The sequence below is a fragment of the Fictibacillus halophilus genome, assembly GCF_042680145.1.
Classification (GTDB): Bacteria; Bacillota; Bacilli; order Bacillales; family Fictibacillaceae; genus Fictibacillus; species Fictibacillus halophilus_A.
Map to the genome: position 1 here is coordinate 1,811,819 of NZ_JBHTNQ010000001.1, position 24,738 is coordinate 1,836,556.

27 protein-coding genes are annotated in these 24,738 nt (G+C 39.5%); 1 reads left to right on the forward strand and 26 read right to left on the reverse strand.

The window, feature by feature from the left end; genetic code table 11:
• Window positions 1-477: 477 nt before the first annotated feature.
• The 26 genes from spoIVB to ACFQ4X_RS09490 form a co-directional block, all read right to left on the reverse strand.
• Window positions 478-1,764: a SpoIVB peptidase gene (gene spoIVB / locus ACFQ4X_RS09365; RefSeq protein ID WP_379834647.1), complete on the reverse strand. Its 1,287-nt coding sequence runs from the start codon at window positions 1,762-1,764 to the stop codon at window positions 478-480.
• Between the two features lie 136 nt (window positions 1,765-1,900).
• Window positions 1,901-3,592 carry a DNA repair protein RecN gene (recN, locus tag ACFQ4X_RS09370; RefSeq protein ID WP_379834649.1) on the reverse strand — a complete coding sequence of 564 codons (1,692 nt, stop codon included), beginning with the start codon at window positions 3,590-3,592 and terminating at the stop codon, window positions 1,901-1,903.
• Window positions 3,593-3,616: 24 nt separating this feature from the next.
• The gene (gene ahrC, locus ACFQ4X_RS09375; RefSeq protein ID WP_066290784.1) at window positions 3,617-4,066 is read right to left on the reverse strand and encodes a transcriptional regulator AhrC/ArgR; all 450 of its coding nucleotides are present in this window, start codon (window positions 4,064-4,066) and stop codon (window positions 3,617-3,619) included.
• Window positions 4,067-4,478: 412 nt separating this feature from the next.
• The gene (locus tag ACFQ4X_RS09380) at window positions 4,479-5,297 is read right to left on the reverse strand and encodes a TlyA family RNA methyltransferase (RefSeq protein WP_379834652.1); all 819 of its coding nucleotides are present in this window, start codon (window positions 5,295-5,297) and stop codon (window positions 4,479-4,481) included.
• Window positions 5,294-7,192 carry a 1-deoxy-D-xylulose-5-phosphate synthase gene (gene dxs / locus ACFQ4X_RS09385; RefSeq protein ID WP_379834654.1) on the reverse strand — a complete coding sequence of 633 codons (1,899 nt, stop codon included), beginning with the start codon at window positions 7,190-7,192 and terminating at the stop codon, window positions 5,294-5,296. The genes ACFQ4X_RS09380 and dxs overlap by 4 nt, the downstream gene beginning before the upstream one ends.
• A 20-nt stretch (window positions 7,193-7,212) precedes the next feature.
• On the reverse strand, window positions 7,213-7,809 hold the full coding sequence (locus tag ACFQ4X_RS09390; RefSeq protein ID WP_379834656.1) for a hypothetical protein: 597 nt from the start codon (window positions 7,807-7,809) through the stop codon (window positions 7,213-7,215).
• Between the two features lie 701 nt (window positions 7,810-8,510).
• Window positions 8,511-9,389, reverse strand: a complete 879-nt coding sequence (locus tag ACFQ4X_RS09395) for a polyprenyl synthetase family protein (protein ID WP_379837110.1) — start codon at window positions 9,387-9,389, stop codon at window positions 8,511-8,513.
• Complete coding sequence (locus tag ACFQ4X_RS09400) at window positions 9,389-9,631, reverse strand: exodeoxyribonuclease VII small subunit (protein ID WP_379834658.1); 243 nt, start codon at window positions 9,629-9,631, stop codon at window positions 9,389-9,391. Before ACFQ4X_RS09400 ends, ACFQ4X_RS09395 begins: the two co-directional genes overlap by 1 nt.
• A gap of 3 nt (window positions 9,632-9,634) precedes the next feature.
• Window positions 9,635-10,981, reverse strand: a complete 1,347-nt coding sequence (xseA, locus tag ACFQ4X_RS09405) for an exodeoxyribonuclease VII large subunit (RefSeq protein WP_379834659.1) — start codon at window positions 10,979-10,981, stop codon at window positions 9,635-9,637.
• The gene (gene folD, locus ACFQ4X_RS09410; protein ID WP_379834661.1) at window positions 10,981-11,844 is read right to left on the reverse strand and encodes a bifunctional methylenetetrahydrofolate dehydrogenase/methenyltetrahydrofolate cyclohydrolase FolD; all 864 of its coding nucleotides are present in this window, start codon (window positions 11,842-11,844) and stop codon (window positions 10,981-10,983) included. The genes xseA and folD overlap by 1 nt, the downstream gene beginning before the upstream one ends.
• Before the next feature lie 22 nt (window positions 11,845-11,866).
• Entirely contained in the window at window positions 11,867-12,262 is a 396-nt protein-coding gene (nusB, locus tag ACFQ4X_RS09415; RefSeq protein ID WP_379834663.1) for a transcription antitermination factor NusB, read from the reverse strand.
• Window positions 12,263-12,680: 418 nt separating this feature from the next.
• On the reverse strand, window positions 12,681-13,085 hold the full coding sequence (locus ACFQ4X_RS09420; protein WP_066290809.1) for an Asp23/Gls24 family envelope stress response protein: 405 nt from the start codon (window positions 13,083-13,085) through the stop codon (window positions 12,681-12,683).
• Window positions 13,086-13,102: 17 nt separating this feature from the next.
• The gene (accC, locus tag ACFQ4X_RS09425; protein WP_379834665.1) at window positions 13,103-14,461 is read right to left on the reverse strand and encodes an acetyl-CoA carboxylase biotin carboxylase subunit; all 1,359 of its coding nucleotides are present in this window, start codon (window positions 14,459-14,461) and stop codon (window positions 13,103-13,105) included.
• 12 nt (window positions 14,462-14,473) lie between these two features.
• Window positions 14,474-14,977, reverse strand: coding sequence for an acetyl-CoA carboxylase biotin carboxyl carrier protein (gene accB / locus ACFQ4X_RS09430; RefSeq protein WP_379834667.1), 504 nt, complete (start codon window positions 14,975-14,977; stop codon window positions 14,474-14,476).
• A 302-nt stretch (window positions 14,978-15,279) separates the two neighbouring features.
• Window positions 15,280-15,792, reverse strand: coding sequence for a SpoIIIAH-like family protein (locus tag ACFQ4X_RS09435; protein WP_066290819.1), 513 nt, complete (start codon window positions 15,790-15,792; stop codon window positions 15,280-15,282).
• 4 nt (window positions 15,793-15,796) lie between these two features.
• Window positions 15,797-16,441, reverse strand: a complete 645-nt coding sequence (spoIIIAG, locus tag ACFQ4X_RS09440; protein ID WP_379834669.1) for a stage III sporulation protein AG — start codon at window positions 16,439-16,441, stop codon at window positions 15,797-15,799.
• Window positions 16,438-17,061 (reverse strand): stage III sporulation protein AF, encoded by a 624-nt coding sequence (spoIIIAF, locus tag ACFQ4X_RS09445; RefSeq protein ID WP_379834671.1) that lies wholly within the window; start codon window positions 17,059-17,061, stop codon window positions 16,438-16,440. Before spoIIIAF ends, spoIIIAG begins: the two co-directional genes overlap by 4 nt.
• Window positions 17,062-17,074: 13 nt before the next feature.
• Window positions 17,075-18,244 (reverse strand): stage III sporulation protein AE, encoded by a 1,170-nt coding sequence (gene spoIIIAE, locus ACFQ4X_RS09450; RefSeq protein WP_379834673.1) that lies wholly within the window; start codon window positions 18,242-18,244, stop codon window positions 17,075-17,077.
• Between the two features lie 32 nt (window positions 18,245-18,276).
• Window positions 18,277-18,666, reverse strand: a complete 390-nt coding sequence (gene spoIIIAD / locus ACFQ4X_RS09455) for a stage III sporulation protein AD (protein WP_066290828.1) — start codon at window positions 18,664-18,666, stop codon at window positions 18,277-18,279.
• 13 nt (window positions 18,667-18,679) lie between these two features.
• On the reverse strand, window positions 18,680-18,886 hold the full coding sequence (gene spoIIIAC / locus ACFQ4X_RS09460) for a stage III sporulation protein AC (protein ID WP_066290831.1): 207 nt from the start codon (window positions 18,884-18,886) through the stop codon (window positions 18,680-18,682).
• Between the two features lie 15 nt (window positions 18,887-18,901).
• The gene (gene spoIIIAB, locus ACFQ4X_RS09465; protein ID WP_379837112.1) at window positions 18,902-19,414 is read right to left on the reverse strand and encodes a stage III sporulation protein SpoIIIAB; all 513 of its coding nucleotides are present in this window, start codon (window positions 19,412-19,414) and stop codon (window positions 18,902-18,904) included.
• On the reverse strand, window positions 19,414-20,343 hold the full coding sequence (gene spoIIIAA, locus ACFQ4X_RS09470; RefSeq protein ID WP_379834675.1) for a stage III sporulation protein AA: 930 nt from the start codon (window positions 20,341-20,343) through the stop codon (window positions 19,414-19,416). Before spoIIIAA ends, spoIIIAB begins: the two co-directional genes overlap by 1 nt.
• 546 nt (window positions 20,344-20,889) lie before the next feature.
• Window positions 20,890-21,447 (reverse strand): elongation factor P, encoded by a 558-nt coding sequence (efp, locus tag ACFQ4X_RS09475; protein ID WP_379834677.1) that lies wholly within the window; start codon window positions 21,445-21,447, stop codon window positions 20,890-20,892.
• Between the two features lie 19 nt (window positions 21,448-21,466).
• Entirely contained in the window at window positions 21,467-22,540 is a 1,074-nt protein-coding gene (locus ACFQ4X_RS09480) for a M24 family metallopeptidase (RefSeq protein ID WP_379834678.1), read from the reverse strand.
• Between the two features lie 2 nt (window positions 22,541-22,542).
• The gene (gene aroQ, locus ACFQ4X_RS09485) at window positions 22,543-22,995 is read right to left on the reverse strand and encodes a type II 3-dehydroquinate dehydratase (RefSeq protein WP_379834680.1); all 453 of its coding nucleotides are present in this window, start codon (window positions 22,993-22,995) and stop codon (window positions 22,543-22,545) included.
• A 78-nt stretch (window positions 22,996-23,073) separates the two neighbouring features.
• Window positions 23,074-23,589, reverse strand: a complete 516-nt coding sequence (locus ACFQ4X_RS09490) for a YqhR family membrane protein (protein WP_379834681.1) — start codon at window positions 23,587-23,589, stop codon at window positions 23,074-23,076.
• Window positions 23,590-23,781: 192 nt separating this feature from the next.
• Between ACFQ4X_RS09490 and ACFQ4X_RS09495 the strand changes: the two genes are divergently transcribed.
• The gene (locus ACFQ4X_RS09495) at window positions 23,782-24,735 is read left to right on the forward strand and encodes a DUF1385 domain-containing protein (RefSeq protein WP_379834683.1); all 954 of its coding nucleotides are present in this window, start codon (window positions 23,782-23,784) and stop codon (window positions 24,733-24,735) included.
• Window positions 24,736-24,738 lie beyond the last annotated feature (3 nt).

The window sequence follows — 24,738 nt, forward strand, 5'->3', positions numbered from 1 at the left end:
ATTTCTTGTTTTTCCCAATGTAAGATTTCAACAATAAATCGTAAATCCCTTTATTTTGTTTTAAATTTTTTAAAATTATTTTATTTTTGTTGTAGAAAAACCTATTTTCTTCAATTTACTTCGAATTTCGACAGTTATTGGTATGTAAACATATATGTTTGTCGAATTTTCTTTATAAATCCTATTATACAAAATTTTCTTAAAGATGTCTAAACAATAAAGAAAACCTTTTCATTAGGTTAAATTTTTAAGCTTTGAAAGGCTTTTTTCTAAAAGATTGTTGCTACTGAGAGATTTTCATCAAGAGGTTCTTCTTTGAATTCTTAACTGGAGCGGAAGGGTGAGACTCCTGTAGAACGAGCGGGGCTGGTGAGACCTCTCAATGTACGCAGAACGGAGGGGGCCGTACGCCACACGGAAAGCGAGCGACCTGGAACGGAAACTCTAATAGCAACAAATAAAAAACAGGCAACTGCATCAGCTCGCCTGTTTTCTTTCTTCGTATATATTTATACCAGCTTCATCAAGCATCCACTCAATATGAACACCATATCCTGAAGTTGGATCATTTACAAACACATGTGTTACCGCACCAATAATTCTTCCGTTTTGAATGATTGGACTCCCGCTCATACCTTGTACGATTCCCCCGGTAATCTTTAAAAGTTCGGGATCAGTGATTTTGATTACCATCCCTTTTGTTGCTGGAAACTTTTGTGGAACAGAACTGATCACATCTACATCAAATTCCCTTACCTTTGAACCGTTGACTACGGTAAGGATTTTTGCAGGGCCTTCTTTTACTTGATCTGACAATGCAATTGGCAGAGGCTTGTTCCAGCTGCCGTTAGAAATCTTATCGTTCAATCTCCCAAATATACCAAAAGGACTGTTTTTTGAAATATCCCCTAAAACTCTTTGATCATTTGAGAAACGTGCTAATTTTTCTCCAGGATGTCCATTTGAACCTTTTTCAATTGAAGTTACTGTCGAACCTAAGATCTCGCCATTGTTTACTTTGATTGGCTTTTTGGTATCCATGTCTGAAATAACATGTCCTAAAGCTCCGTACTTAAATGATGCTGGATCATAAAAAGTAAGTGTACCGACTCCAGCAGCAGAGTCTCTAATATACAATCCAATTCGATATGACTGATCATTTTTATCCTGAAGGGGTTTAAGTGTTTTGTGCAGGGATTTGCCGTCTCTGATGATTGTTACATCCAGCGGTTTTTGAGATTCCCCAGACTCTCTGACAAAAGGGCTGACATCGCCCATCTTTTTTATATCTTTTCCATTGATTTTGGTAATAATATCTCCTACCTGAATATCGGCAATTTCCCCTGGAGACTGCTTACCTGAATTCGTATTTACAAGATGATGACCAACAATAAGGACTCCGAGTGTATTTAATTTTACACCTATAGATTGTCCGCCTGGTACAACCTTTAAATCGGAAAGTACTTTTACATCCATCTTTTTAATGGGAAAACTTGCTGCTTCGAGAGTTGCCATACGATCACCATTTGTTTTGGCTTGTATCGAAACGATTTTTTCACTTTCCATTGCTGTTGTATAAATTTCATTCTCTTCCTGCTGAATAGATGTACCTGCAGGAAGTGACTGAATCGAATTTTGTCCTTCAAAAATTGTAACAGATTCAGGCAGTTTCACATAATCACGCACAGGAGACAAAAAACCGATTCCCACTAAACTTCCAAGGAGAATAACGCCGATCATTCGCCGAAGTAAATCCTTAAACATCTTTCACTCTCCTCGCTCCAAGCTCACACCCTCACCATGGCTGTACCTTTAATTTAGCCTACGGACCATAAGATTATAACCGGCAAAAAAGAAAAAGCTATTCCTTAAATGGATAGCTTTTTCATGCATAATTGTTTTAAGATGATTTTTTTATGGTCTCTGCAAGCTGGAGCAATTCCTGTGCGTGCTGTTTGGTCAAATCTGTAATTTCCACGCCAGAAATCATCCGGCCGATTTCATGAACTTTTTCATCCGTTTTTAAAGAAAGCACTTTCGTAACAGTTCTTCCCTGAAGAGTTGATTTTGAAATATGGAGATGTGTATCAGCCATAGCCGCAACTTGAGGAAGATGGCTTATGCATAGCACTTGGGAACCAACTGATACACGATAGATCTTCTCTGCAATAGCCTGAGCAACTCGTCCTGAAACTCCTGTATCCACTTCATCAAAGATAATAGCAGTAATTCCTTGATTTTCAGAAAAAATGGTTTTTAAAGCCAGAATAACTCTGGATAATTCTCCGCCAGAAGCCACTTTTGATAAAGGTTTCAAAGGTTCACCTTGGTTGGGAGAAATAAAAAATTCAACAGAATCCATTCCAGTCTTCAAGAACTGATTTTCTTCCGTACTTTCCATTACAACCTCAAATTCCGTTTTTTCCATATAAAGCTCTTTAAGCTGCTGTTGAATGGCTTTCTTTAATGTTTTCGCTGTTTCTGATCGCTTTTTTGTAAGCTTTTTGCCTGAGGTCTCTAATTTTGATATAACCTTTGACTGCTTAGCTTTTAGCTCTTCTATATGGTTATCTTTGTTTTGAATGAGTTCAAGTTCCTTTTTAACCTTTTCCCCATACCGTAAGATTTCCTTAACAGAAGAACCGTATTTGCGTTTCAATTTACTGATTTCATCAAGCCGCATTTCGATGCTGTTTAATCTTTCCGGGTTATACTCCAGTGAATCAAACATATCGCGAATTTTGTACGTCAGTTCTTCGAGCACGTAGAAGCTGCTGCCAAACTGCTCTTCATCTGCCTTAAGGGATTCATCCAGCGCTGCTACCTGCGAGAAATCAGCCATGGCACTAGAAATAAGTTCCAGACCTTTACCTTCTCCATAAAGACTGTGATATGCGTCCTGGAGGTGTCCATGAATTTTTTCAAAGTTGCCGAGCATTCTCTTTTCTTCTTCGAGCTTGATATCCTCATCTTCGAGCAAATTTGCCCCATCAATCTCTTCGTATTGATACTCTAATAAATCAATTCGCTGAGCGATCTCTTGCTCATTTCTTGAGAGTTCTGAAAGCTGTTTGCTTATATCTTTATATTCTTTAAATGTTTCTTCATAGGTAAAGAGCTCTTTCTTAAAATCTTTGTCACCAAAGCTGTCTAATAAGAATAGGTGTTTATCCGGCTGCATCAAATATTGAGTTTCATGCTGACCGTGAATATCAACTAGAGCTTGTCCTATTTCTTTTAATACAGAAAGTGTGACGAGCTTCCCGTTTACTCGGCAGATGCTTTTTCCGCTATCAGTTATATCACGTTTAAGTACAACCATTTCATCAGTTATGGTTATCCCGACTTCTTCACATTTCTCATAAACGCGATGGTCCTCATGAATGTGGAATAATCCTTCGATTTCTGCTTTTTGTGTTCCATAACGAACAAACTCAGTTGAGCCGCGTCCTCCAATTAAAAGACCAATAGCATCAATGATGATCGATTTTCCTGCACCTGTTTCCCCTGTTAAAACGGTTAGCCCTTTTTTGAAAGAAACACTTAAAGAATCGATAATAGCAAAATTACGAATACTTAATTCTGCTAACAAGTACATCACACCTTATTAAAAGATTTACAGCATATCTAAAAAACGCTGCGAAATATCCGAACTTACATCTTTTGAACGGCAAATGATTAAGATTGTATCATCACCGCAAATCGTTCCCATCAGATCTTCCCAATCCAGCTTATCAATCAATGCACCTATTGCATTTGCATTACCTGGAAGGGTCTTCATAATAATCAAATGATCGGCATGATCTATGCTTATAAAGCTGTCTGTCAGTGTTCTTCTAAGCTTTTGAAGAGGATTAAACCTCTGGTCAGCCGGAAGACTGTATTTATAACGCCCGTCATTCATTGGAACTTTCACAAGGTGAAGTTCTTTAATATCACGTGAAACCGTTGCTTGAGTAACATTAAAGTTTGCTTTCTTCAAAAGTTCAACAAGATCATCTTGCGTTTCAATATCATGATTGCTGATCATCTCTCGAATTTTAATATGTCGCTGTCCTTTATTCACTAGTAAATCCACCTCAATTTTCACACTGTCACATTCTGCCTTTATCTTATACTATTGTGCATAGGATGTAAATTTTTCATTAATGGAATAAAATGAAAAGGCTGTTCTCACAAACTTTTTTGTTTTTGAAAGTAGTTGATTTCCTTCTCAGGTCGCTCGCTTCCCGCGGGGCGTGCGGTGAGCCTCCTGGCGCTTTGCACCATTAGGAGTCTCACTTTCAAGGAAGTATATGTGCTCCTGCGTCTACAAGCAAATCCTGACGCGCTTGTTCCTCGTCGCATGCCTTGCTAGGAGAGTATTCATGTAGTTGGCACGCACCTTGCACTCCAATCAACTTATCAATGAAGTGAAAGAAATAATCTTAAGCAACAATCTTTTAGAAAAAAGCTAAAGAAAAAGAGCAGGATTTTGGTTATTCCCGCTCTTTTCTAAAAGTATTATGCGCTTCAGTAACAACTTCCTTAATTCTTTCATCAGAGATAGGTGATCTATCCTGTTTATTCACTTCCCCGTGAAGAAGAAACTCAATATTTCCGTCTCCTCCTGTTATTGGTGAAAAGGATAAATCCACAGGGTTTATCCCTGTTTTTTTCGCAAATTCAATGATTTCTGTAATAACTCTTTCGTGAACTTTCGGATCTCTGACAATTCCTTTTTTTCCTACTTCTTCTCTGCCGGCTTCAAATTGAGGTTTAATAAGAGCGATAACTTCTCCCTCCTCCATAAGCTGAGCGAGAACTGGAAGAATAATTCTTAGTGAGATAAAAGAAACATCAATTGTAGCAAAATCCGGAATTCCATTTTCAAGCTGGTCAGGAGTTACATAACGGAAATTCGTCCTTTCCATTACAGCAACACGGGGATCATTCCGCAGCTTCCAGGCTAATTGGTTATACCCAACATCGATGGCATAAATAAAATTAGCACCATTCTGCAGGGCACAGTCAGTAAAGCCCCCTGTGGAAGCCCCAATATCCATACCAGTTTTATCTTTAACATCAAAAGAAAAGACTTTTAATGCTTTCTCTAGCTTTAAACCGCCTCTTCCCACATAAGGAATTAAATCGCCTTTAACATGTAAAGGGGCATCTGTTTCAATTTTTTCTCCAGGCTTGTCCATACGTATTGTTCCAGAATAAACAAGGCCTGCCATAACAGACCTTTTTGCTTTTTCTCTTGTTTCACACAACCCGCGGTTGACAAGCAGGACATCTACACGTTCTTTTTTCATGTAAAAAGACCCTTTTCTGCTTTTCTCTTAACCAGCTTTTTAACACGTTCAACCAGATCAGGAGTCGTTAGACCGATCTCTTCAAGAAGCTTTGTTACACTTCCGTGTTCGATAAAGCAGTCAGGGATACCCATTCGGTCTATTAAAACGCTCGCTTGATTGTCAGCAGCATGTTCCAGCACAGCACTCCCGAACCCGCCCTGCAAGATAGCTTCTTCCAAAGTAAGAATCGGCATGTTTTGAGCATATAGTTCGTTCAGCATTTTAAAATCAAGCGGCTTAATGAACCGTGCGTTAATCACCCGAGCAGATACTCCAGATTTCGCGAGAATTTCCCAAGCCTCAAGCGCCATCGGTATCGTTGTTCCAAAAGTAAGAATGGCAACATCATCGCCTTCTTTCAGGACTTCCCAAGACCCAATTGGAATATTTTCAAACTCATCGTCCATTTGAACACCAGTTCCATTGCCTCTTGGGAAACGGATTGCGATTGGACCATCTTCATATTTCAGCGCTGAATAAACCATATTTTGAAGTTCATTTTCATCTTTTCCCATCATTAGCACCATGTTTGGTATATGGCGTAAAAACGCAATATCAAAAACACCTTGGTGCGTTTCTCCATCTGCACCAACTAAACCTGAACGGTCAATAGTAAAAAGAACATTCAAGTTCTGTCTTGCAACGTCATGAACTACCTGATCGTACCCGCGCTGCAAGAAAGTAGAATATATGGAAAGCACAGGCTTCATTTTTTGTGTAGCAAGACCTGCGGCCATAGTAGTTGCATGCTGTTCAGCAATCCCTACATCGAAAAGGCGGTCTGGAAAAGCTTTTCCGTAGTCCACAAGCTTAGAACCAATTGTCATTGCCGGTGTAATAACTGCTATCCTCTCATCTTTATGTGAGAGCGTTTCTAATGTTTTACTAACAACACCACTGTATGAAGGACCTGATTGCTGAGGCTTGATTTGTTCACCGGACTCGATCTTATATGGTCCAACACCATGCCAGCTGTCCTTTTTATCACTCTCAGCTGGTTCATATCCTTTTCCTTTTTTCGTAAGAACATGAATGATAACAGGACCTTTTGTTTTCTTTGCATATGAAAGGTTTTCAATTAAATCGTCCAAGTCGTGCCCATCTACAGGACCTAAGTACGTATATCCAAGCTCTTCAAAGAACATGCCTGACACCAATAAATATTTTAAGCTGTCTTTTACACGTTCAGCAGTAGCGGCAAGCTTGCCTCCAAACGCTGGTATCTTCCGGATTAATGCTTCAAGCTCATCTTTCGCTTTATTATACTTTCTGGCTGTCCGCATACGTCCAAGAACGTTGTGAAGAGCACCAACATTTGGTGCAATGGACATTTCATTGTCGTTTAGGATGACAATCAGGTCTTTCTTTTCATGACCGATATGATTTAAAGCTTCCAGAGCCATCCCGCCTGTTAATGCACCGTCTCCGATAACTGCGATTACTTTATCATCAGTCTTTTTGAGATCACGTGCAATTGCCATTCCCATAGCAGCAGAAAGAGATGTTGAACTATGACCCGTTTCCCATACATCATGTTCACTTTCATTTCTCTTAGGAAATCCGCACAAGCCTTTATATTGGCGCAGTGTATCGAACTGAGACGCTCTGCCTGTCAGGATTTTATGAACATACGCCTGATGCCCGACATCCCATATAAATTTATCGTTCGGGCTGTCAAATACCTTATGCATAGCGAGTGTCAATTCAACAACTCCCAGGTTAGGGCCTAAGTGGCCTCCTCTTACTGAAAGTTTCTCGATTAAAAAAGAACGGATATCACCGGCTAATTTATTTAATTGTTCAGTCTCATATGATTTTAAAAAATGAGGATTCTGAATGTCTTCCAGGTTCATGGAATATGCCTCTCTTTCCATTAACGCCTTTTTTTCTCTTTCTTAGCAGGCGATAGCAGTTTAATTCTTAATTTTTCCTCTATAAAATATAATAAACGCCCAACCTGAAAAATAATAAAGGTTGAGTGATTGATCGCATAAGATTTTCCTAGCGCTTTACCGCCGACTGTCAGTGCAGCAACAACACTTGTAAAGATTATTGTAATCAAGTACTCGAGATTTGAGCCATTATTCCGACCCATTGAAAGCGTCAGCTCTACCACAACTGCAGCAGACGCTGTACCACTAACTATACCAGATATATCCCCGATTACGTCATTGCAAAAGTTCGCTACACGATCTGCGTTTCTTGTTATTAGAATAGCATGTTTTGCACCTGGTACTCGTTCTGAAGCCATCGCATGAAACGGAACTTCTTGAGCCGCTGTGGATGCTACTCCGATAATATCAAAGATAACACCGGTTAACACGATTAAAAAGACGATTCCCATCCCGATGCCCCACGAAACACCATTAAGGAGGGCAGAAGAGACAACTGTAAAAATAGCCGCTAACACAAGAGTGATAACGGCAATGCTTGTACTCCATTTGAGTGTTTTAGAAAAGGAATGCTTCATGCATAACTCCTTCTTTTTTGGTAACTTTATGTAATAAGGAGTGGTCACCTTATTAAGTAAAGACTGCGGCTTAGGTCCAGTAGGTTTTCCCAGAAGAGTACGAAATGTCGCCATATTCGCGGTTTCCCTTTACTCTCTTCTTAACGCTGTCGCCAAACGTTAGACTAGATTACCACTTAGTCCGCACTATAATCCCTAACAGGTGTCTAGATAGCAGAACAGTCTAGGAGTTTTCCTCAACAGCCCTTCGCACATTCCCTAGCCTCTTTTGCAGAGTAGATTTCATATGGCATAAAGCTCAAAATCAGCGGCCAACCGATACAGGCTTTTCACACCATAATCCCCTCTAGCTCCACTCAAGGCAGGCTACGCTGCTCGCCTTTTCTTTTCCTGAAGATCAAGAAAAGCGGCAAAGCAGGTTCAAACCCCATTTCGCAGTAAGGTCTTTTGAACACAAACCGCAAATATGGGGGCCTCCGCGGAAGAAGGGTCATCGCCCACATGCCATTGTGGATCGCCCTTCAACCTTAACTCCCAGCGTTAACCCAAGGCTGGGCGCCTCAAGCCAACACAAGGAACTTCATCGATGTGCCCTTTGGCGGATTTTTAGGCCCGCCTTCAGGAACGGGGGACTGACTAGAATACTGCACCACTCCAAAGCAAATAATATCATATCATACTTCCAATTGCTCAACAATCTCTTAGTGGTTTCTTTTTATAATGTAGTCCGCAATGGATGCTAATATGCCTGTATTTCTATTGATTTTACCTAAATGTTCCAAAGAAATCCGAATGTGATTTTCCATTTCTTTTTGTGCGCCGTCAAGACCCAGCAATTTCGGATATGTTGTCTTCAAGTTTGCTTCATCACTGCCAATCGGCTTACCAAGTTCATCCTGATTACCCGTGATATCCAGGATATCATCCTGGATTTGAAATGCGATTCCTATGTGCCGAGCATAGAGCTGTAAAGCCAAAAGCTCCCCTTCAGTTGCATCAGCCGCAATTCCACCAGTTAATACAGAGCACTCCAGCATTTTACCTGTTTTCTTTTCGTGGATGCTCTCTAGCTCTTTGAGAGAAAGCTCTTTGTTTTCTCCTTCAAGATCTTCTACCTGGCCGCCAACCATTCCTTCTGCACCTGCTGCACGGGAAAGAACTGAGAGCAATCTGACTTTTTGATCTGTATTAAGGAAGACATTATCCGTAACCAAAGAGAAGCTTTCTGTTAAAAGGGCGTCTCCTGCCAATATAGCTTGCGCTTCTCCATATACTTTATGGGAAGTAAGCTTTCCCCTTCTATAATCATCATTATCCATAGATGGAAGATCATCATGTATAAGAGAATACGTATGTACAAACTCAATGGCACAAGCTGCATCTAATACAAATTCAGGGTCTTTTTGAAAAGATTCCATGACTGCAAGTGCTAATATGGGGCGCAGTCTTTTTCCTCCTGCAGAAATAGAATAAAGCATTGATTCTTTTAAAGTAGCCGGAGCATTAAGCCTATTAAGATAACCGATCATCCTATCTTCTACTAATTGTTTCTTATCGCGAAGATATTGTTCAAAATCAATCAATGATCTTCCTCCTGGATGACGAATGGTTCTTCCTTTCCATCTTCATGCATGATCGTATCCATTTTCTTCTCAACGTTTTTAAGCTTTGTATGACACAGCTTTGAAAGCTTCATACCCTGCTGATAAAGATCAATACTTTCTTCTAAAGGCACATCACCTTGTTCAAGTTTCTCAACAATCTCTTCAAGCTGTAGCATTGCATCTTCAAATGTTAATTTTTTTTCCGTTTTTTCAGCCATTGGTTAAAGACCCTCCGTTCCAGTGATGTGACAATTGATCTGTCCGTCTTTAAGTTTTATCGTTAACGACTCACCAGAATTAACTTGCTTCACTGACTTGACGAGTTCGTTTTTTCCTTTTTTATAAGTAAGACTGTATCCTCTATCCATTATAGCTAACGGGTTTAATGAGGACAGCCTTGAAATTTTATTGGAAAAATTCGTTTGGTGCTGTCTCATATGTCTGTTTGTTTCTTTGATTAAGTTCTTATGAAGCAAATTTACTTTTTCATTTGCTTTTTGCAGCTGGCCAGCTGGTGAGAATAGAGCTAGCTGACGCTGCATCTGTGTTAATTGTTTCTGATGCTCTCCAAGAAAGGTTTCAGCAGTTCTTTTAAGCTTGTCTATGTGTCTGTCCAATTCCTGTTCCTTCTGTTTCACAAGCTGAGTCGGATATTTAAAAGCATATGATTTCTGCAGACGGCTTAATTGCTGCTGATGCCCAGCTAAAAAATCACCCATAACTCTCTTCAGCCTTACACTTCTTTGGTGCAGCCGGTCACCGAGTTCATCCAAATGCGGGACAGCTAACTCAGCTGCTGCGGTTGGAGTAGGCGCTCTTAGGTCAGCTACAAAATCTGCAATCGTAAAATCTGTTTCATGACCAACTGCAGAAATAACCGGTAATCGTGAAAAAGAAATAGCGCGTGCTACGATTTCCTCATTAAATGCCCATAACTCCTCGATTGAACCCCCGCCACGGCCGACAATCAATACATCAGCTTTATTTAATTCATTCGCCTGCTCAATTGCACGAACAATTGATGGAGCTGCACCAGGCCCTTGTACTAGAACCGGAAACAATGTAACAGTCGCTAAAGGGAAGCGGCGTTTAATCGTAGTGATGATATCCCTGACCGCAGCTCCTGTTGGCGATGTGATAACTCCTATTCTTATAGGAAACTTTGGCAGCAGCTTTTTGCGTGATGTATCAAAAAGCCCTTCGCGTTCAAGCTTGTTTTTCAATGCTTCATACGCTAAAAAGAGATTACCAACACCATCCTGCTGCATCGTTCTTGCATAAAGCTGATATTGTCCTTGTGGTTCATATACGGAAAAGGAACCTTGAATCAAAACATTCATACCTTCTTCAGGCTTGAAGTTTAAATATTTATTATTTCCTGCGAACATAACTGCGCTTACTCTGCTATTTGCATCTTTTAAAGTGAAGTACAAATGACCTCTGCTATGCAGCTTAACATTGGATAACTCACCTTTAACCCATACATCCTGCAGATTGCCGTCATTTTCAAATAATCGTTTTATATATCTGGTTACAGCAGATATTGGTACATACCGATCGTTTTGCATTAGTGAACTTCCTTTGTCTTCTTTCTCCATTTTGATGCAAGCACTGTATTATTCATCAGCATCGTGATCGTCATTGGACCTACCCCGCCAGGAACAGGAGTAATATGTTTTGCTTTTGGCTTAATTGCTTCAAAATCAACATCTCCGCATAATTTACCGTTCTCAAGACGGTTTACACCTACATCAATAACAACCGCACCAGGTCTAACCATATCTTCGGTAATAATGTTTGGTTTTCCTACTGCGGCAATTAAAATATCGGCTTGCAGTGTTTGTGCTGCCAGATTTTTTGTTCTTGAATGGCAAAACGTAACCGTTGCGTTCTCTTGCAAGAATAGCTGCCCTGCAGGTTTTCCAACTAAGTTGCTTCTGCCTACCACAACAACATGCTTTCCAGAAATCTCTTCACCTGTCTGTTTAACCATCTCTAATATACCAAGCGGTGTACATGGAATAAACGCATGCTCATCACCAGCATGCATTCTTCCGATATTTATAGGATGGAAGCCATCAACATCTTTTTCAGGCAGGATTGTTTCAATAACTTTTGATTCACTTATATGTGAGGGTAAGGGGAGCTGAACAAGAATTCCGTCGATTTGTTCATCATTATTAAAGGATTGAATGCAGTCTAACAAATCATTTTCAGAAATGGACTCAGGCAATTCAGTTAATACTGAGTGCATCCCCAGTTCTTTACATGTTCTTTCTTTTGCAAGAACATATGAACGTGATGCAGGGTGATCGCCTACTAGAATAACAGCCAGTCCAGGCACATTTCCTTCCAGCTTCAGTTCCTGTATCTCTCTAGCCAGCTGCTCTCTTATCTCTTTTGCAATTTGCTTTCCATCTAATACAGTCATTCTAGGTCCCCCTCAAAAATTATTATTTTTTCCGGATATCTGAGATTACCTTTCCTAATACACCATTAACGAAGCGTCCGGCTTCCTCACCGCCAAATATTTTAGCAGTTTCTATCGCCTCATTCAGAGTAACGTTCTTGGGTACTTCATCCATGTAAAGCCATTCATAAGCTGCCATTTGCAGAACTACGCGTTCTACATTAGCAAGTCTTGAAAAGCTCCATTTTTCTAAATAAGGAGTTAGAAATCTCTCTATTTCTGCTTTATTTTCAACGGTTCCACTCACGATTTCATTAAGAAAATCATCAGATGGTTCTCCTTCTAATACGTGCTCCATTGCTTCTTCAATATTAATGTCACTCACTTCAATTTGAAAAAGCGTTTGAAAGGCTTTTTCTCTAGCAAGTCTACGTTTCATAATTCGACTTCCTTTCTATATGCGAACAATTTCTATCTAGCATAATACCATATTCAGACGAGAGGTTACAATCCGAACATTTAATACTAAAACCCTTCAAAACATTCAGTTTTTTATCTAAAAAATGCTGTTTCCGAATACAATGTTGCTTTTGAAAGTAGTTGATTTCCGCTCCAGGCTACTCGCTTTCCACGGGGCGTGCGGTGAGTCTCCTGCCGCTTCGCGCCATTAGGAGTCTCCACCTGACCGCTCGTCCCGTAGGAGTCTCGCATCTTGCGCTACAATCAACTTGCAAATGATGAGAATTTAAAAAGCCAAAAGCAACAATCCTTTAGAAAACAGCCTTTAGTAACACAGCCTAAGAAAAAGGCTAAGAAAGAAAAAAATCAAAGGAGGAATCCCCCTTTGATTTTCTGCATCAATCTACTTCCGGTGCTTCATACTGTTTTTCTTTGGAGTCGAATTGAACGCCTACCACAAATACATTAATGTCTGTTGCTTCTAGTGCAGTCATATCTAACAATGCCTGTCTGACATAATCTTGGATTTTTTGAGCAACATCTGGAATCGCAACGCCATATTTCATAGATACATAAATATCGATTGAAATACCTGACTCTGACAGCTCAACTTTAACGCCTTTACCGTGCGTTTTCTTTCCTAGTCGCTCTACAACTCCACTTGCAAAGCTCCCTCTCATTGACGCTACACCTTCAACATCTGAAGCTGCAATACTTGCAATAACCTCAATTACTTCAGGTGAGATTTCAACTTTACCTAACTCTGATGAATAGCTCTCCATCTCAAATGACAGTTCATTCATTTTATGCACCTCCACTGTTATTCACTTTTTGAAGTTAAATCATAATTCTCTAAAAACTTAGTATTAAAGTCGCCATTCACAAATGTTTCATGGTTTAAAAGACGCAGATGGAAAGGAATGGTCGTGTGAACTCCTTCAATAACAAATTCACTTAACGCGCGCTTCATACGATCGATTGCTTCTTGTCTAGTGTTCCCATAAGTGATTACTTTTGCAATCATGGAATCATAGAATGGCGGTATTGTATATCCAGGATACACGGCTGAATCAACGCGAACGCCTAGTCCTCCTGGAGGCAGATACATGTCAATCTTTCCGGCAGAAGGCATAAAGTTCTTTTCAGGATTCTCTGCATTAATTCTGCATTCGATCGACCATCCATTAAACTCAATGTCTTCCTGCTTATATTTTAATTTTTCGCCTGATGCTACTTTGATCTGTTCTTTTATAAGATCAATCCCGGTAACCATTTCTGTTACAGGATGCTCAACTTGAATACGTGTGTTCATTTCCATGAAATAAAAGTCACCAGTATTATGGTCAAAAATAAACTCAACAGTACCAGCACCGGAGTATTGAACGGCTTCTGCTGCTTTAACAGCAGCTTCACCCATTTCTTGGCGTTTTTCCGGACTAATTGCAGGAGATGGTGTTTCTTCTAAAAGCTTCTGCAAGCGTCTTTGGATACTGCAGTCTCTTTCTCCCAAATGAATAACATGTCCGTAATTATCTGCAAGAACTTGTATTTCTACATGACGGAAATCTTCAATGTATTTTTCGATATAAACGCCTGGATTACCGAAAGCAGTTGCAGCTTCCTGCTGAGTGATAGCAATACCCTTTAACAGTTCAGCTTCGTTTTTGGCTACACGAATTCCTTTTCCCCCGCCGCCGGCAGTCGCTTTAATAATAACGGGATAGCCAATTTTATTGCTGAGTTCAACGGCTTCTTCCTTGTCCCTGATAATCCCTTCAGAACCAGGAACGATTGGTACACCTGCATCTGCCATTGTTGCTCTGGCAACATCTTTAATTCCCATCTTGTTGATAGCTTCAGCACTAGGTCCTACGAATGTTACATTGCATTCTCTGCAAAGCTCAGCAAAATCGGCATTTTCAGCTAAAAATCCGTATCCTGGATGAATCGCATCTGAACCTGTCAATGTGGCTACACTCATAATATTTGTGAAATTTAAGTAACTGTCTTTTGAAGCAGTAGGTCCGATACAATAAGCCTCATCTGCCAAACGGACATGTAAGGCATCCTTGTCAGCTTCTGAATAAACGGCTACCGTTTCAACACCTAGTTCTTTGCATGCTCGAATAATCCGGACTGCAATTTCACCACGGTTCGCTACTAATAGCTTATTAATCATTGACATACCCTCCTATTCTGCTTTCACGAGGAACAGAGGTTGTCCATATTCTACTAGTTGTCCGTTCTCCACCAATACTTTTACAATTTCACCGTTAACTTCGGATTCAATTTCATTAAATAATTTCATAGCTTCAATGATACAGACGATGCTGTCTTTTGATACTTGGTCTCCAGGCTTAACGAAAGGATCATCTTCTGGAGATGATGCTGCATAGAATGTACCAACCATCGGTGACACAACTTTATGTAAAGATGAATCTTCTTCTGCAGCCTTTGTCTCTTGCTGTACTTCCGGACTAGCCTTTACCGGTTCTGCAGCAGGAGCTGACTCTCTTGCAGGTGGTGCTTGATTTACTACATGCTGAACGGGTACTTCTTCTGTCTGATATGAAACAGCAGTTCCAGCATTCTTTTTAAGAACGATTTTCGAACCGTCATTTTCATATTTGAATTCATTAATACTTGATTTGTCGATAAGTTTAATTAGTTCTCGAATTTCTTGTATTTTTAGCATGAGATCTCGACTCCTTTAAACAATCCTGTCTAGGTTTATTTTGATTTAGCACCTTCTATTGTGACTAGGTCTTAACAAAAGTAATATACCATATTTCTTTTTTCATGGATACATTAGTTTGATGTACAAATCTAATAGTACACGATTCCTAAAGAGATTGTAAGCGATTACGCTATGAATCCTTTATTATTCTATTTTTGCCTATATAAAATAAATACAAACCGGAAATACATCTGATTCTTCTAAAAATATAACACGAAATGCCACAAAATAAAAAAAGCCGGAATCACTCCGGCTTCATTTTACTTTGCGGCATGGTATTCAACAGCTACTGTTTTGCTGCTGCCCAGATGTTCGTTTGCTAAATTCATAATCTCAACAACTTCTTTTTTGGATAATTTATCTGCTTTTACGATCACTTTAATCTCATTGTTCATCGTGCTGACAAGTGCATCTTTAAAGCCCATTGACTTAATTAGTGTTTCGAGAGTAGCTTCTTTCATTGTAAGTGACTGCAATTCAGTCATTTTAGCCCAAGCCTCCGCCTGCACTTCTGCGGATGCATCTTCTGAACCTGCTACAGCTACATAATCTGCACTCATCTCGTCACGAACTTCATCACGCTCTAAACGAAGGGCAGTGAACATATCATCGTTGGCAACACCTGAAACTGTAGCATCTTTACCAGATTTTTTACCTGCCTCCAAGTATGCAAGATCATCAGTTCCACCTGGTGCAGTAATGTAATACACAGATAATACAATAATCAAACTAAGCATTGTTAATAGCCAAACTGTTTGTTTTTTAAGTAACATTCTTTTAATCCCCCTCGTATTTTTTTGGAACCACAGATACATTGTGGCTGCCGATATCAAATACTTTTGTTATCACATCGATGATCATTGCTTTTGTTTGCAGATTTTCCGCTCCTTGAGCTACAACCGCTATACCCCTTATTTTTGGCTTTTCGGTTGTTATTACAATAGGTTCTTCTTTTCCATCGTTTTGAACGATTACAATCTTTTCTTCTGTCTTTTGATCTTCAATCGTTCGTTTCCCTCCACTTTTATCTGTTTCTGATGTTGTTTGCCTTTGAATGTTCTCGTCAGTTGCAACTTCTTTTCTCTCAGTTGTTTCAAGCTCTACATAAACGGAAACACTCTCGACTCCTTGGATCTGCTCTAACAGATCTTTCAGCTGATTCGCATATCTGTCTTCATAAGATCGAATGTTCTTGTTGGTGACTTCTTTTGTATCCTTGAATACGGCTTCTGATTCATTAGATTGTGTGTTGTTAGAAAGTGTTTGCATGGAAACATTCTTAGCAGGGGAGTCAATCATTTTACTTATAAACATAAGAGCAATTCCCAATAGTAGCAGTACAAGTAAGTATTTTTGTTTATTCCCTGCTTTATCACTCAGCTGCAGCCATTTTTTTATCTGTTCCCAAAATGAATGTTTCATTGGGATGACTCCTCTCCCCCTTCCATTTTCACCTCAAGCTGCTGTGCATCTAGCTGCCATTGGCTGGCCAAGAAATCTACAATTTCTTCAGGTACCCCATCTTTTTCAGCTTGGTCTCTCTTTTCAGAAATGGTCACATCCACTTCTGATACTTCTGAGACACCAGCTGGTTCATGATGTTTAGCTAGTACAACTTTTACACCGGTTATATCTTCAGGCTTTAAAGACTCCGTACCGCTATTCGTATGGATTTGAAGATCGACAATTTCTAATTCATACGTCTTATTCAACTCCTCCTGAACTTGTTTTTTCATTGGGACAGCCATTTGCTCTAATATATATGCACGTTGTGCGCCTTGTATTTCACTTTTATTTTTTTCTATCGAATTTTTTATTTCATTTTCTTTCGCAGCAGCTGGCAGATCCATAGCTTGAAACACTTGATCCATATCAGAATTTAATAGTTTAAATAATGGAGACAGCATAGCAAGCAAAATAAGAAGGCCGATTACCATTTTGATATAACTCTGAAATTGGTTGCCTGGCAATAATAGCTCGATTACCCCTGCGAGCAGAACAAGTACAATGATGTTCGTGATCCATTCAGTTAAAAATCCCACTGTTAACGCCTCCCTACCGAACCATCAGCGTGACATTTCCAGCAGCTATTATGATGGTTATCGCAAGGAAAAACATGATCGACACCGTCATTAGTGCTGCAAAGATAAACATGACACTTTTGCCGATAATTCCTAAACACTCTACGATCGGTCCTCCGCCAAGCGGCTGCAGCAAGGCTGATGCCATACTGTAAATGAAAGCTAAGATTAATACTTTAATAGCTGGGAATATTGCTATCAGCAATAAGAGTGCTGCACCTATAATTCCAACCGAATTCTTTAGAAGTATGGAGGCACTCATGACTGTATCGGTTGCATCGGTAAACATTCTTCCTACTACCGGAATAAAATTGCCCGTAATAAATTTTGCAGTCTTAATTGTAATTCCATCAGCTACTGCTGCTGTTGCTCCCTGAACGCTCATAACTCCAAGAAAGACGGTAAAGAAAAATGCTAATGAGCCTATGCTTATATTTCTCAGCAGCTTTGCTAACTGAGTAACTTTGTGATGTTCTGACATTGTAGAGACGATACTTAATAAAGCAGATAAAAAAAGCAGAGGAAGTACAAAATTTTTAATGAGCAGACCGCTCGTGTTAACTAAAAATAAGATGACTGGATGGAAAAAGGCGACAGAAGCTATACTTCCTACAGTCGCCATTAAAGCCAAAAGGAGAGGGATGAGTGCAATCATGAAACTGAGCATTGTATCTATCGCTTCTACAGCATATGAAATGGCCACATGAAAACTATTAAGTGCCAGTATGATCAAAACCATATAGATAATTGCATAAGCAACCTTAGATATTGCTGATTTATCAAATGCATTTTGTATAGATTGCAAAAGCATGCTGAACACTGTCAGTAAGATTAATGTACCGAGTAGTTTTCCGTGAACAGCCATTTCATGGAACAAAAATTTTAATAGACCCATCAAGTACGCTTTTATAGAGAATTCTTTATCACCTTTTACAAATTCAAAAAAAGTACCTTTCTGGCTCTCCGGCAAGAAGCCCCCGTATTCATTAGAGACGCTGTCCCAAAAATCTTTAATTTCATCAAGCTGCATAGATGAGATCTGATGCTCTACTATTTCAGAAGTGATTGATTCTGCAGAAACAGATGCATGGCTGCCGAAAGTCATCATAATCACAAATATTAGTAAAAAAAAGCCTGTCCGCATCATACTTCTCCTCATCCTTACGACCCGCTTTCTTATTTGGGAATAAGCGTCAGCACCGTTTCAATAATTACCGTTAAGATTGGAATTGCCATGACTAAAATTAGGATCTTACCTCCAAGCTCTATCTTAGATGCAATTGCCCCTTGTCCGGCATCTCTCGTAATCTGGGCTCCAAATTCTGCAATATAAGCAATTCCAATAATTTTTAATAGTGTTTCAACATAAACCATATTTACATTGGCGTTAACTGCCAGCCTTTGAAGCATCGTAATAACCTGTCCGATCTTATCAATCAGGAATAAAAAAATTCCCGCGCCTACCATAAGGGTGATCAAAAAAGCAAAATTCGCTTTCTGCTCTTTCAGGACTAAGGCTAAGAAAGCTGCGACCAGTCCAAAACCAACTATTTGGATAATTTCCAATTGGTCTCCCTCCTTAGTTCTGGAACAAAAAGACTCCTTTTACTTTCTGAAAAAGATCATCAAGCAAAGTGATCACCATGAATAAAGCAACTACAAACCCCAATAAAGTTACCCAATGAGCATAATCTTCTTTCCCAATCATTTTTAAGACGGTATGCAGCATAGCCACAATTATTCCTAAACCAGCGATTTGAAACACTGCGTTAACATCAAGTCCCATGTAAAGTTCCCCCTGTTACATTAAAAGGATTACGATTAAAAGTCCCATCAGTACGCCGAGACTTTTGCACATTTTTTCATAACGCTCCTGTATATCCCTTGCTTCTTTTTCTTCACGATTTAGATGAGCAAGGGTCAGTTGAATTTGCTTCTGCTGATGTTCTTTATCGTGTCTGCCAAGGGTAGATCCAAACTGGCGAAGCACTTCGATCTCCCCGCTTTTAAACGATGTTTCCTTTGCCAAAACCTCCAGCTGACATTCCCAGGCTTCTTGAACAGTAAGGTCTCCATCGTTTAATAAATCAGAAATTATTAGAAAAAAAGAAGATAACGGCTCTTTTAAAGGTTTTCCTATATGCTGAAACGCTTCACTCAGAGGAGTTGAACCATACATGATCTCAGCTTCTAGTGCTTGCAGCGTAACTTTTAGTTCTCGCAGCCGCTTCGGTCTTTCTCTGACACGCTGAGCCCATTCGAAACCAAATATAGTTGTAGCTGACAATATAGCAACGGCACCGAACCAGCTCATCATGCTGCACCTCCTGACGACCGGTAGATCTCATTAAATGAACCGTCATAAATACGCTGAATCGTACCTGGTCCTTTTTCGCGGCTTAAAATAACATATCTTTGAAACAATGAAAGACCAGATAAAGGTTTCATCACCGGTCTTTTAAGAGCATCTTCCAAACTGCTGCCATGCGCCGTGAAAATCATCTGCACACCTGCATGCATAGCTTCCTGGATTGCTTCACCATCTTCTTTTCTTCCTATTTCATCCACAATTAAGACTTGAGGGCTCATTGATCGTATGAGCATCATCATACCTTCAGCTTTTGGACAGGCATCAAGCACATCTACTCGTTTACCAAGTGAATGCTGAGGGATTCCTTTAATAGATCCTGCTATTTCAGAACGCTCGTCCACGATCCCTACTTTAAAAGATGGAATGTTTCTTTGTTTTATTCCGCAGCTGACCAGTCTCGCAATATCTCTTAAAAGAGTCGTTTTCCCTGTTTGCGGAGGTCCGATAAGCAAGGTATTGTGCCAATTTTTTTGAAAAAGATAGGGAACAAGCGGCTCGGCAATACCTATTTTTTCTCTGGCAATCCTGATATTAAAAGAGCTTATTTCTTTAATGGCTTTTACAAATCCCTGCTCAGTTATTACTTTTCCAGCAAGACCTACACGATGACCGCCAGAAATCGTAATATATCCGCGTTTTAGTTCTTCTTCTAATGCATATAACGAGTGCTGGCTCAGCCGATTAAGAAGAACTTGTGCTTCTTCTGCGGAAACTGGCTTATCAGATGGATAGATTGGATTACTTGAACATACTATTTCTAATGGCTGTTCGATCCTAATCCTTATTTCTTCCACAGATTGAATAATGGCTGCAGGAAGATTACGTAACATCTGCTGAATTTCTTCTGGAAACAATCTAAATATTTTTTCCATAGCCGGGGTCTCCTTTTAAAGGCTCGTACTATAAACGTATGGCTTATCCTTAAGCTTTATGCCAATAAAGAGAGCCTGCCTTAGTTAAGTATGGGGAAGATGTGCAGAAGTTTTCTTATTAGACCTGATTTAAAATAATTAAGTCTAAGTGAGATAGAATTAGGTCTAATCGCAGGAACATATAGTCTGAATTTATAAAATTAGGTCTTTTGTCAAACTTGGACATCTTCTTCAATTGCCTGTTCCTCTTTTAGAAATAGGCTCTATTCAAAAAGATTGTTGTTTTTGGATATTTTTATATCTTCATTGACAAGTTGACTGGAGTGCAAGGTGCGAGACTCCTGCGGGACGAGTGGGACAGGTGAGACTCCTAAAGGCGCAAAGCGCCAGGAGGCTCACCGCCCGCCCCGCGGAAAGCGAGCAACCTGGAACGGAAGTCAAACACTCCCAAGAGCAACAAAATTTGCGAAATCAGCATAGAAAAAAAGCAATAAAAAAAGCCTTATTCCGAAACGGAATAAGACTTTCATATCTTTATTCATTATTTTATGCGCGTGAAACATATGCTCCATTTCTAGTATCAATCACAAGTTTGTCGCCTTGGTTAACAAAGAAAGGAACTTGGACAATCAAACCAGTTTCAAGTGTAGCCGGTTTTGTACCGCCTGAAGCAGTATCACCTTTAATTCCAGGCTCTGTTTCAGCAACAACCAATTCAACTGTGTTCGGAAGCTCAACTCCGATTGTTTCACTTTGGTATGTCATGATATGAACTGTCATGTTCTCTAGCAAGTACTTTAGTTCATGCTCAATTTGAGATGCAGGAAGTTCAATCTGTTCGTAAGATTCATTGTCCATGAATGTGTGTGTATCACCTGAAGCATAAAGATATTGCATTTTGCGATTTTCAATGTGTGCTTTAGATACTTTCTCTCCGCCACGGAACGTTTTTTCCTGAATTCCGCCAGTTCGCAAGTTACGAAGTTTTGAACGTACGAAAGCTGCACCTTTTCCTGGTTTTACGTGCTGGAATTCTAGAACTTGCCAGATTCCTCCGTCAACTTCAATTGTTAAGCCTGTTTTAAAATCGTTTACTGAAATCATGTTTTTTCCTCCTGATTGGTTAACTTATCGTTATAAGAGACTTTGTAGAATGGGTAAGTGATTCATTACCATCTATCGTTATAAGGGCATCGTCTTCAATTCGTACTCCGCCAAGACCTGAAATATAGATTCCAGGTTCGACTGTTACAAGCATGCCTGGTTCTAGGACTGTATCAGATTTAACTGACAAAGCAGGGCCTTCGTGAACATCTAACCCGATTCCATGACCTGTCGAATGTCCAAAATAATCTCCATAACCTTTAGAAGCTATATAATCTCTTGTCAACGCGTCTGCTTCTTTACCAGTCATTCCCGGTTTAATACCTTTCATGCCAAGCATTTGTGCATCATATACAACTTGATAAATTTCTTTCAGTTCATCTGAGACATTGCCAATTGCCACGGTACGTGTAATATCTGAACAATAGCCTTTGTAGTATGCTCCAAAATCCAAAGTTACTAATTCACCAGTCTCAATCGTTTTATCTGATGCTACACCATGCGGCAGAGCTGAACGATAACCCGAAGCCACTATGATATCAAATGATGAAGAGATAGCTCCGTTTTTCCTCATAAAAAATTCAAGTTCATTTGAAACTTCCCGTTCAGTCAAACCAGGACGTATAAACTCGATAATATGTGAAAAAGCGGCATCAGCAATAGACGCGGCATCCTTTACTATCTTAATCTCTGATTCATCCTTTATCAAGCGCAACTTTTCCACTAATCCTGTAACAGGAACGAGCTTTGTTTCTGCTTCATTTAACTGGCTGTCATATGTACGATATGTAGAATATGTAACATTATCTTGTTCAAATCCTAGTTTTTTAATAGATAGATCTTTTGCTAATTTAGCAACCTCTTCAGGAATAGGAGCAGTGTGCATAACTACACGGTACCCTTTTGCTTGTTCCGCGGCTTGTGTCTTATATCTAAAGTCCGTTACCAAAATAGCGTCATTTTTTGTAATAAGAAGCACCCCTGAACTGCCTTTAAAACCGCTTAAATAGAATCGGTTTGAAGTAGATGTCACTAGTAATGCATCAATATCGAAGTTCTCAAATAATTGCCTTGCTCTTTCTACACGATCCATTTTCATTCCCCCAATTTAACAATATTGCTGAAAGCCTGAAGTGCAAGTTTGTAGCTATCAAATCCAAAACCTGAGATTTGTCCGATCGTAACAGGAGCAATTACAGAGTGCCGGCGATATTCCTCCCTGGCATGAACGTTTGATAAATGAACTTCAATTACAGGGACATCCACACTGGCAATTGCGTCTCTAATCGCATAACTATAATGAGTATAAGCCCCTGCGTTTAAAACGATTCCCTCATGCTTACCGGAAGATTCATGTATGCAGTCGATAATTTCCCCCTCAGAATTGCTCTGATTAAATGAGACATCAAAGGAAAGCTCAGAAGCTGTTTTTTCCAGTTCTAACTGAAGATCGTCTAATGTTTTCGCACCGTAAATTCCTGGTTCCCGTTTTCCTAAGCGATTTAAGTTAGGACCGTTAATAACAAGAATAGACTTTTCGTAGTCCATAAACGACACCTCGCCTTTACACAAAAAAAATAGAATGTTCTTACAACATTCTATCATAGCGTTTGATCTTTTGGATAGTTACGAACTTTGTGCAGACTGCTTCTTTTCCTGAGCCTCACCGAATCGTTCTCTATATTCAAATGAAATAGAATACCCTATAAAAACACCATATAATATATAAATACAGAGTGTTGTTGTAATTGTATTTTTACCAATTGTATTCATCGGCTCCAATCCTGGAAAGATGGGATGAAGCAAATAAAATACAATACCCCATAATGCAGCTCCAAAGACAATTCCGCCCCACATGGATTTAATTTTTGCAAAAGCATAACGATACCCGATCGCCACTAAGATCGAGAGCAATGCAATAATCAGAATACTGATAAGCTGCCCAATCCATTGAGATTTCCATTTCCCTAATGCCCACGGTGCCAATACAAGAGCTGGTCCTACCTTAGAAAAATTTAAGTAGTATGCAATGAAACTAAATGAAGACCAAATCAGTCCTCCAAAAAAACCAACTCCTACAACCCGGCTCATAAACGAAGATTGGGATTCTTGTTTGTTTTGCTCTAATTGTTTTTCGTCCATAAACGAACACCTCCAACACCTCTAGTATGTCCATAAAATACCACGTCAAACTCTATTAGGCTTAATCAATCATAATCCGTGTAAAACATGTATAGAATGGGAAAAATACAAATAAATCATACCTTCTGGAGGAATATCCAGCTTTACTGTAGAATAGAAAGTACCTACAAAATTTTAGGCTGGGGGTCCAACATGACAAAAGAGAAAAAACCCGTTTACGGCGGTCAAGCTGTACTAGAAGGGGTTATGTTTGCCGGAAGACACACATATGTCACGGCAATTAGAAGAAACGATGATTCAATTGAGTATTTTGAACTTAAAAAGAAACCAGCTCCTGTGTTAGCAAAACTTAAAAAGATTCCTTTTGTAAGGGGATTTATCGCTATTATCGAAGCCAGTATGAACGGCACGCAGCACTTAAATTTTTCCGCTGAACGATTTGGTGTTAATCCTGGTGAAGAACAGGCAGAAGCAGAAGAGGAAGAGGAAAAAACTTCGAAGTTTACTTTTTTCTTTAGCCTGGCGATAATCGGTGTCCTATCTTTTCTGTTCGGAAAATTCGTGTTCACCCTTGTTCCAGTGTTCTTAGCAGAAGCATTTCGTTTTATTGTTCCAGGACATCTTGGGCAAAATCTTTTAGAAGGTTTGTTTAAGTTTATCTTCTTACTAAGCTATATTTATTTTGTTTCCTTAACCCCCGCAATTAAGAGGGTATTTATGTATCACGGTGCCGAGCACAAAGTGATTAATACTTTTGAGGCTGGGGATGAACTTACTGTTGAAAATGTTAAGCGCCACTCACGGCTTCATTACCGCTGCGGCAGCAGTTTTATCCTGTTTACAGTACTTGTTGGAATGGTGATCTATTATTTTGTACCTTCTGATGTACTTTGGCAAAGAATTTTATCCAGACTTGCGCTTATTCCTGTCGTTTTAGGGGTATCTTTTGAAGTATTACAGCTGACAAACAAATTAAGAGACGTTCCAGTACTTCGATATTTAGGATATCCGGGACTTTGGCTGCAATTATTGACAACAAAAGAACCTGACGAAAAACAAATAGAAGTTTCTATACTATCTTTTAATGAAATGCTTAAACGTGACGCATCCTATGAAAGTGAGAAACAGCAAAGTCAAATTGTTTAATTT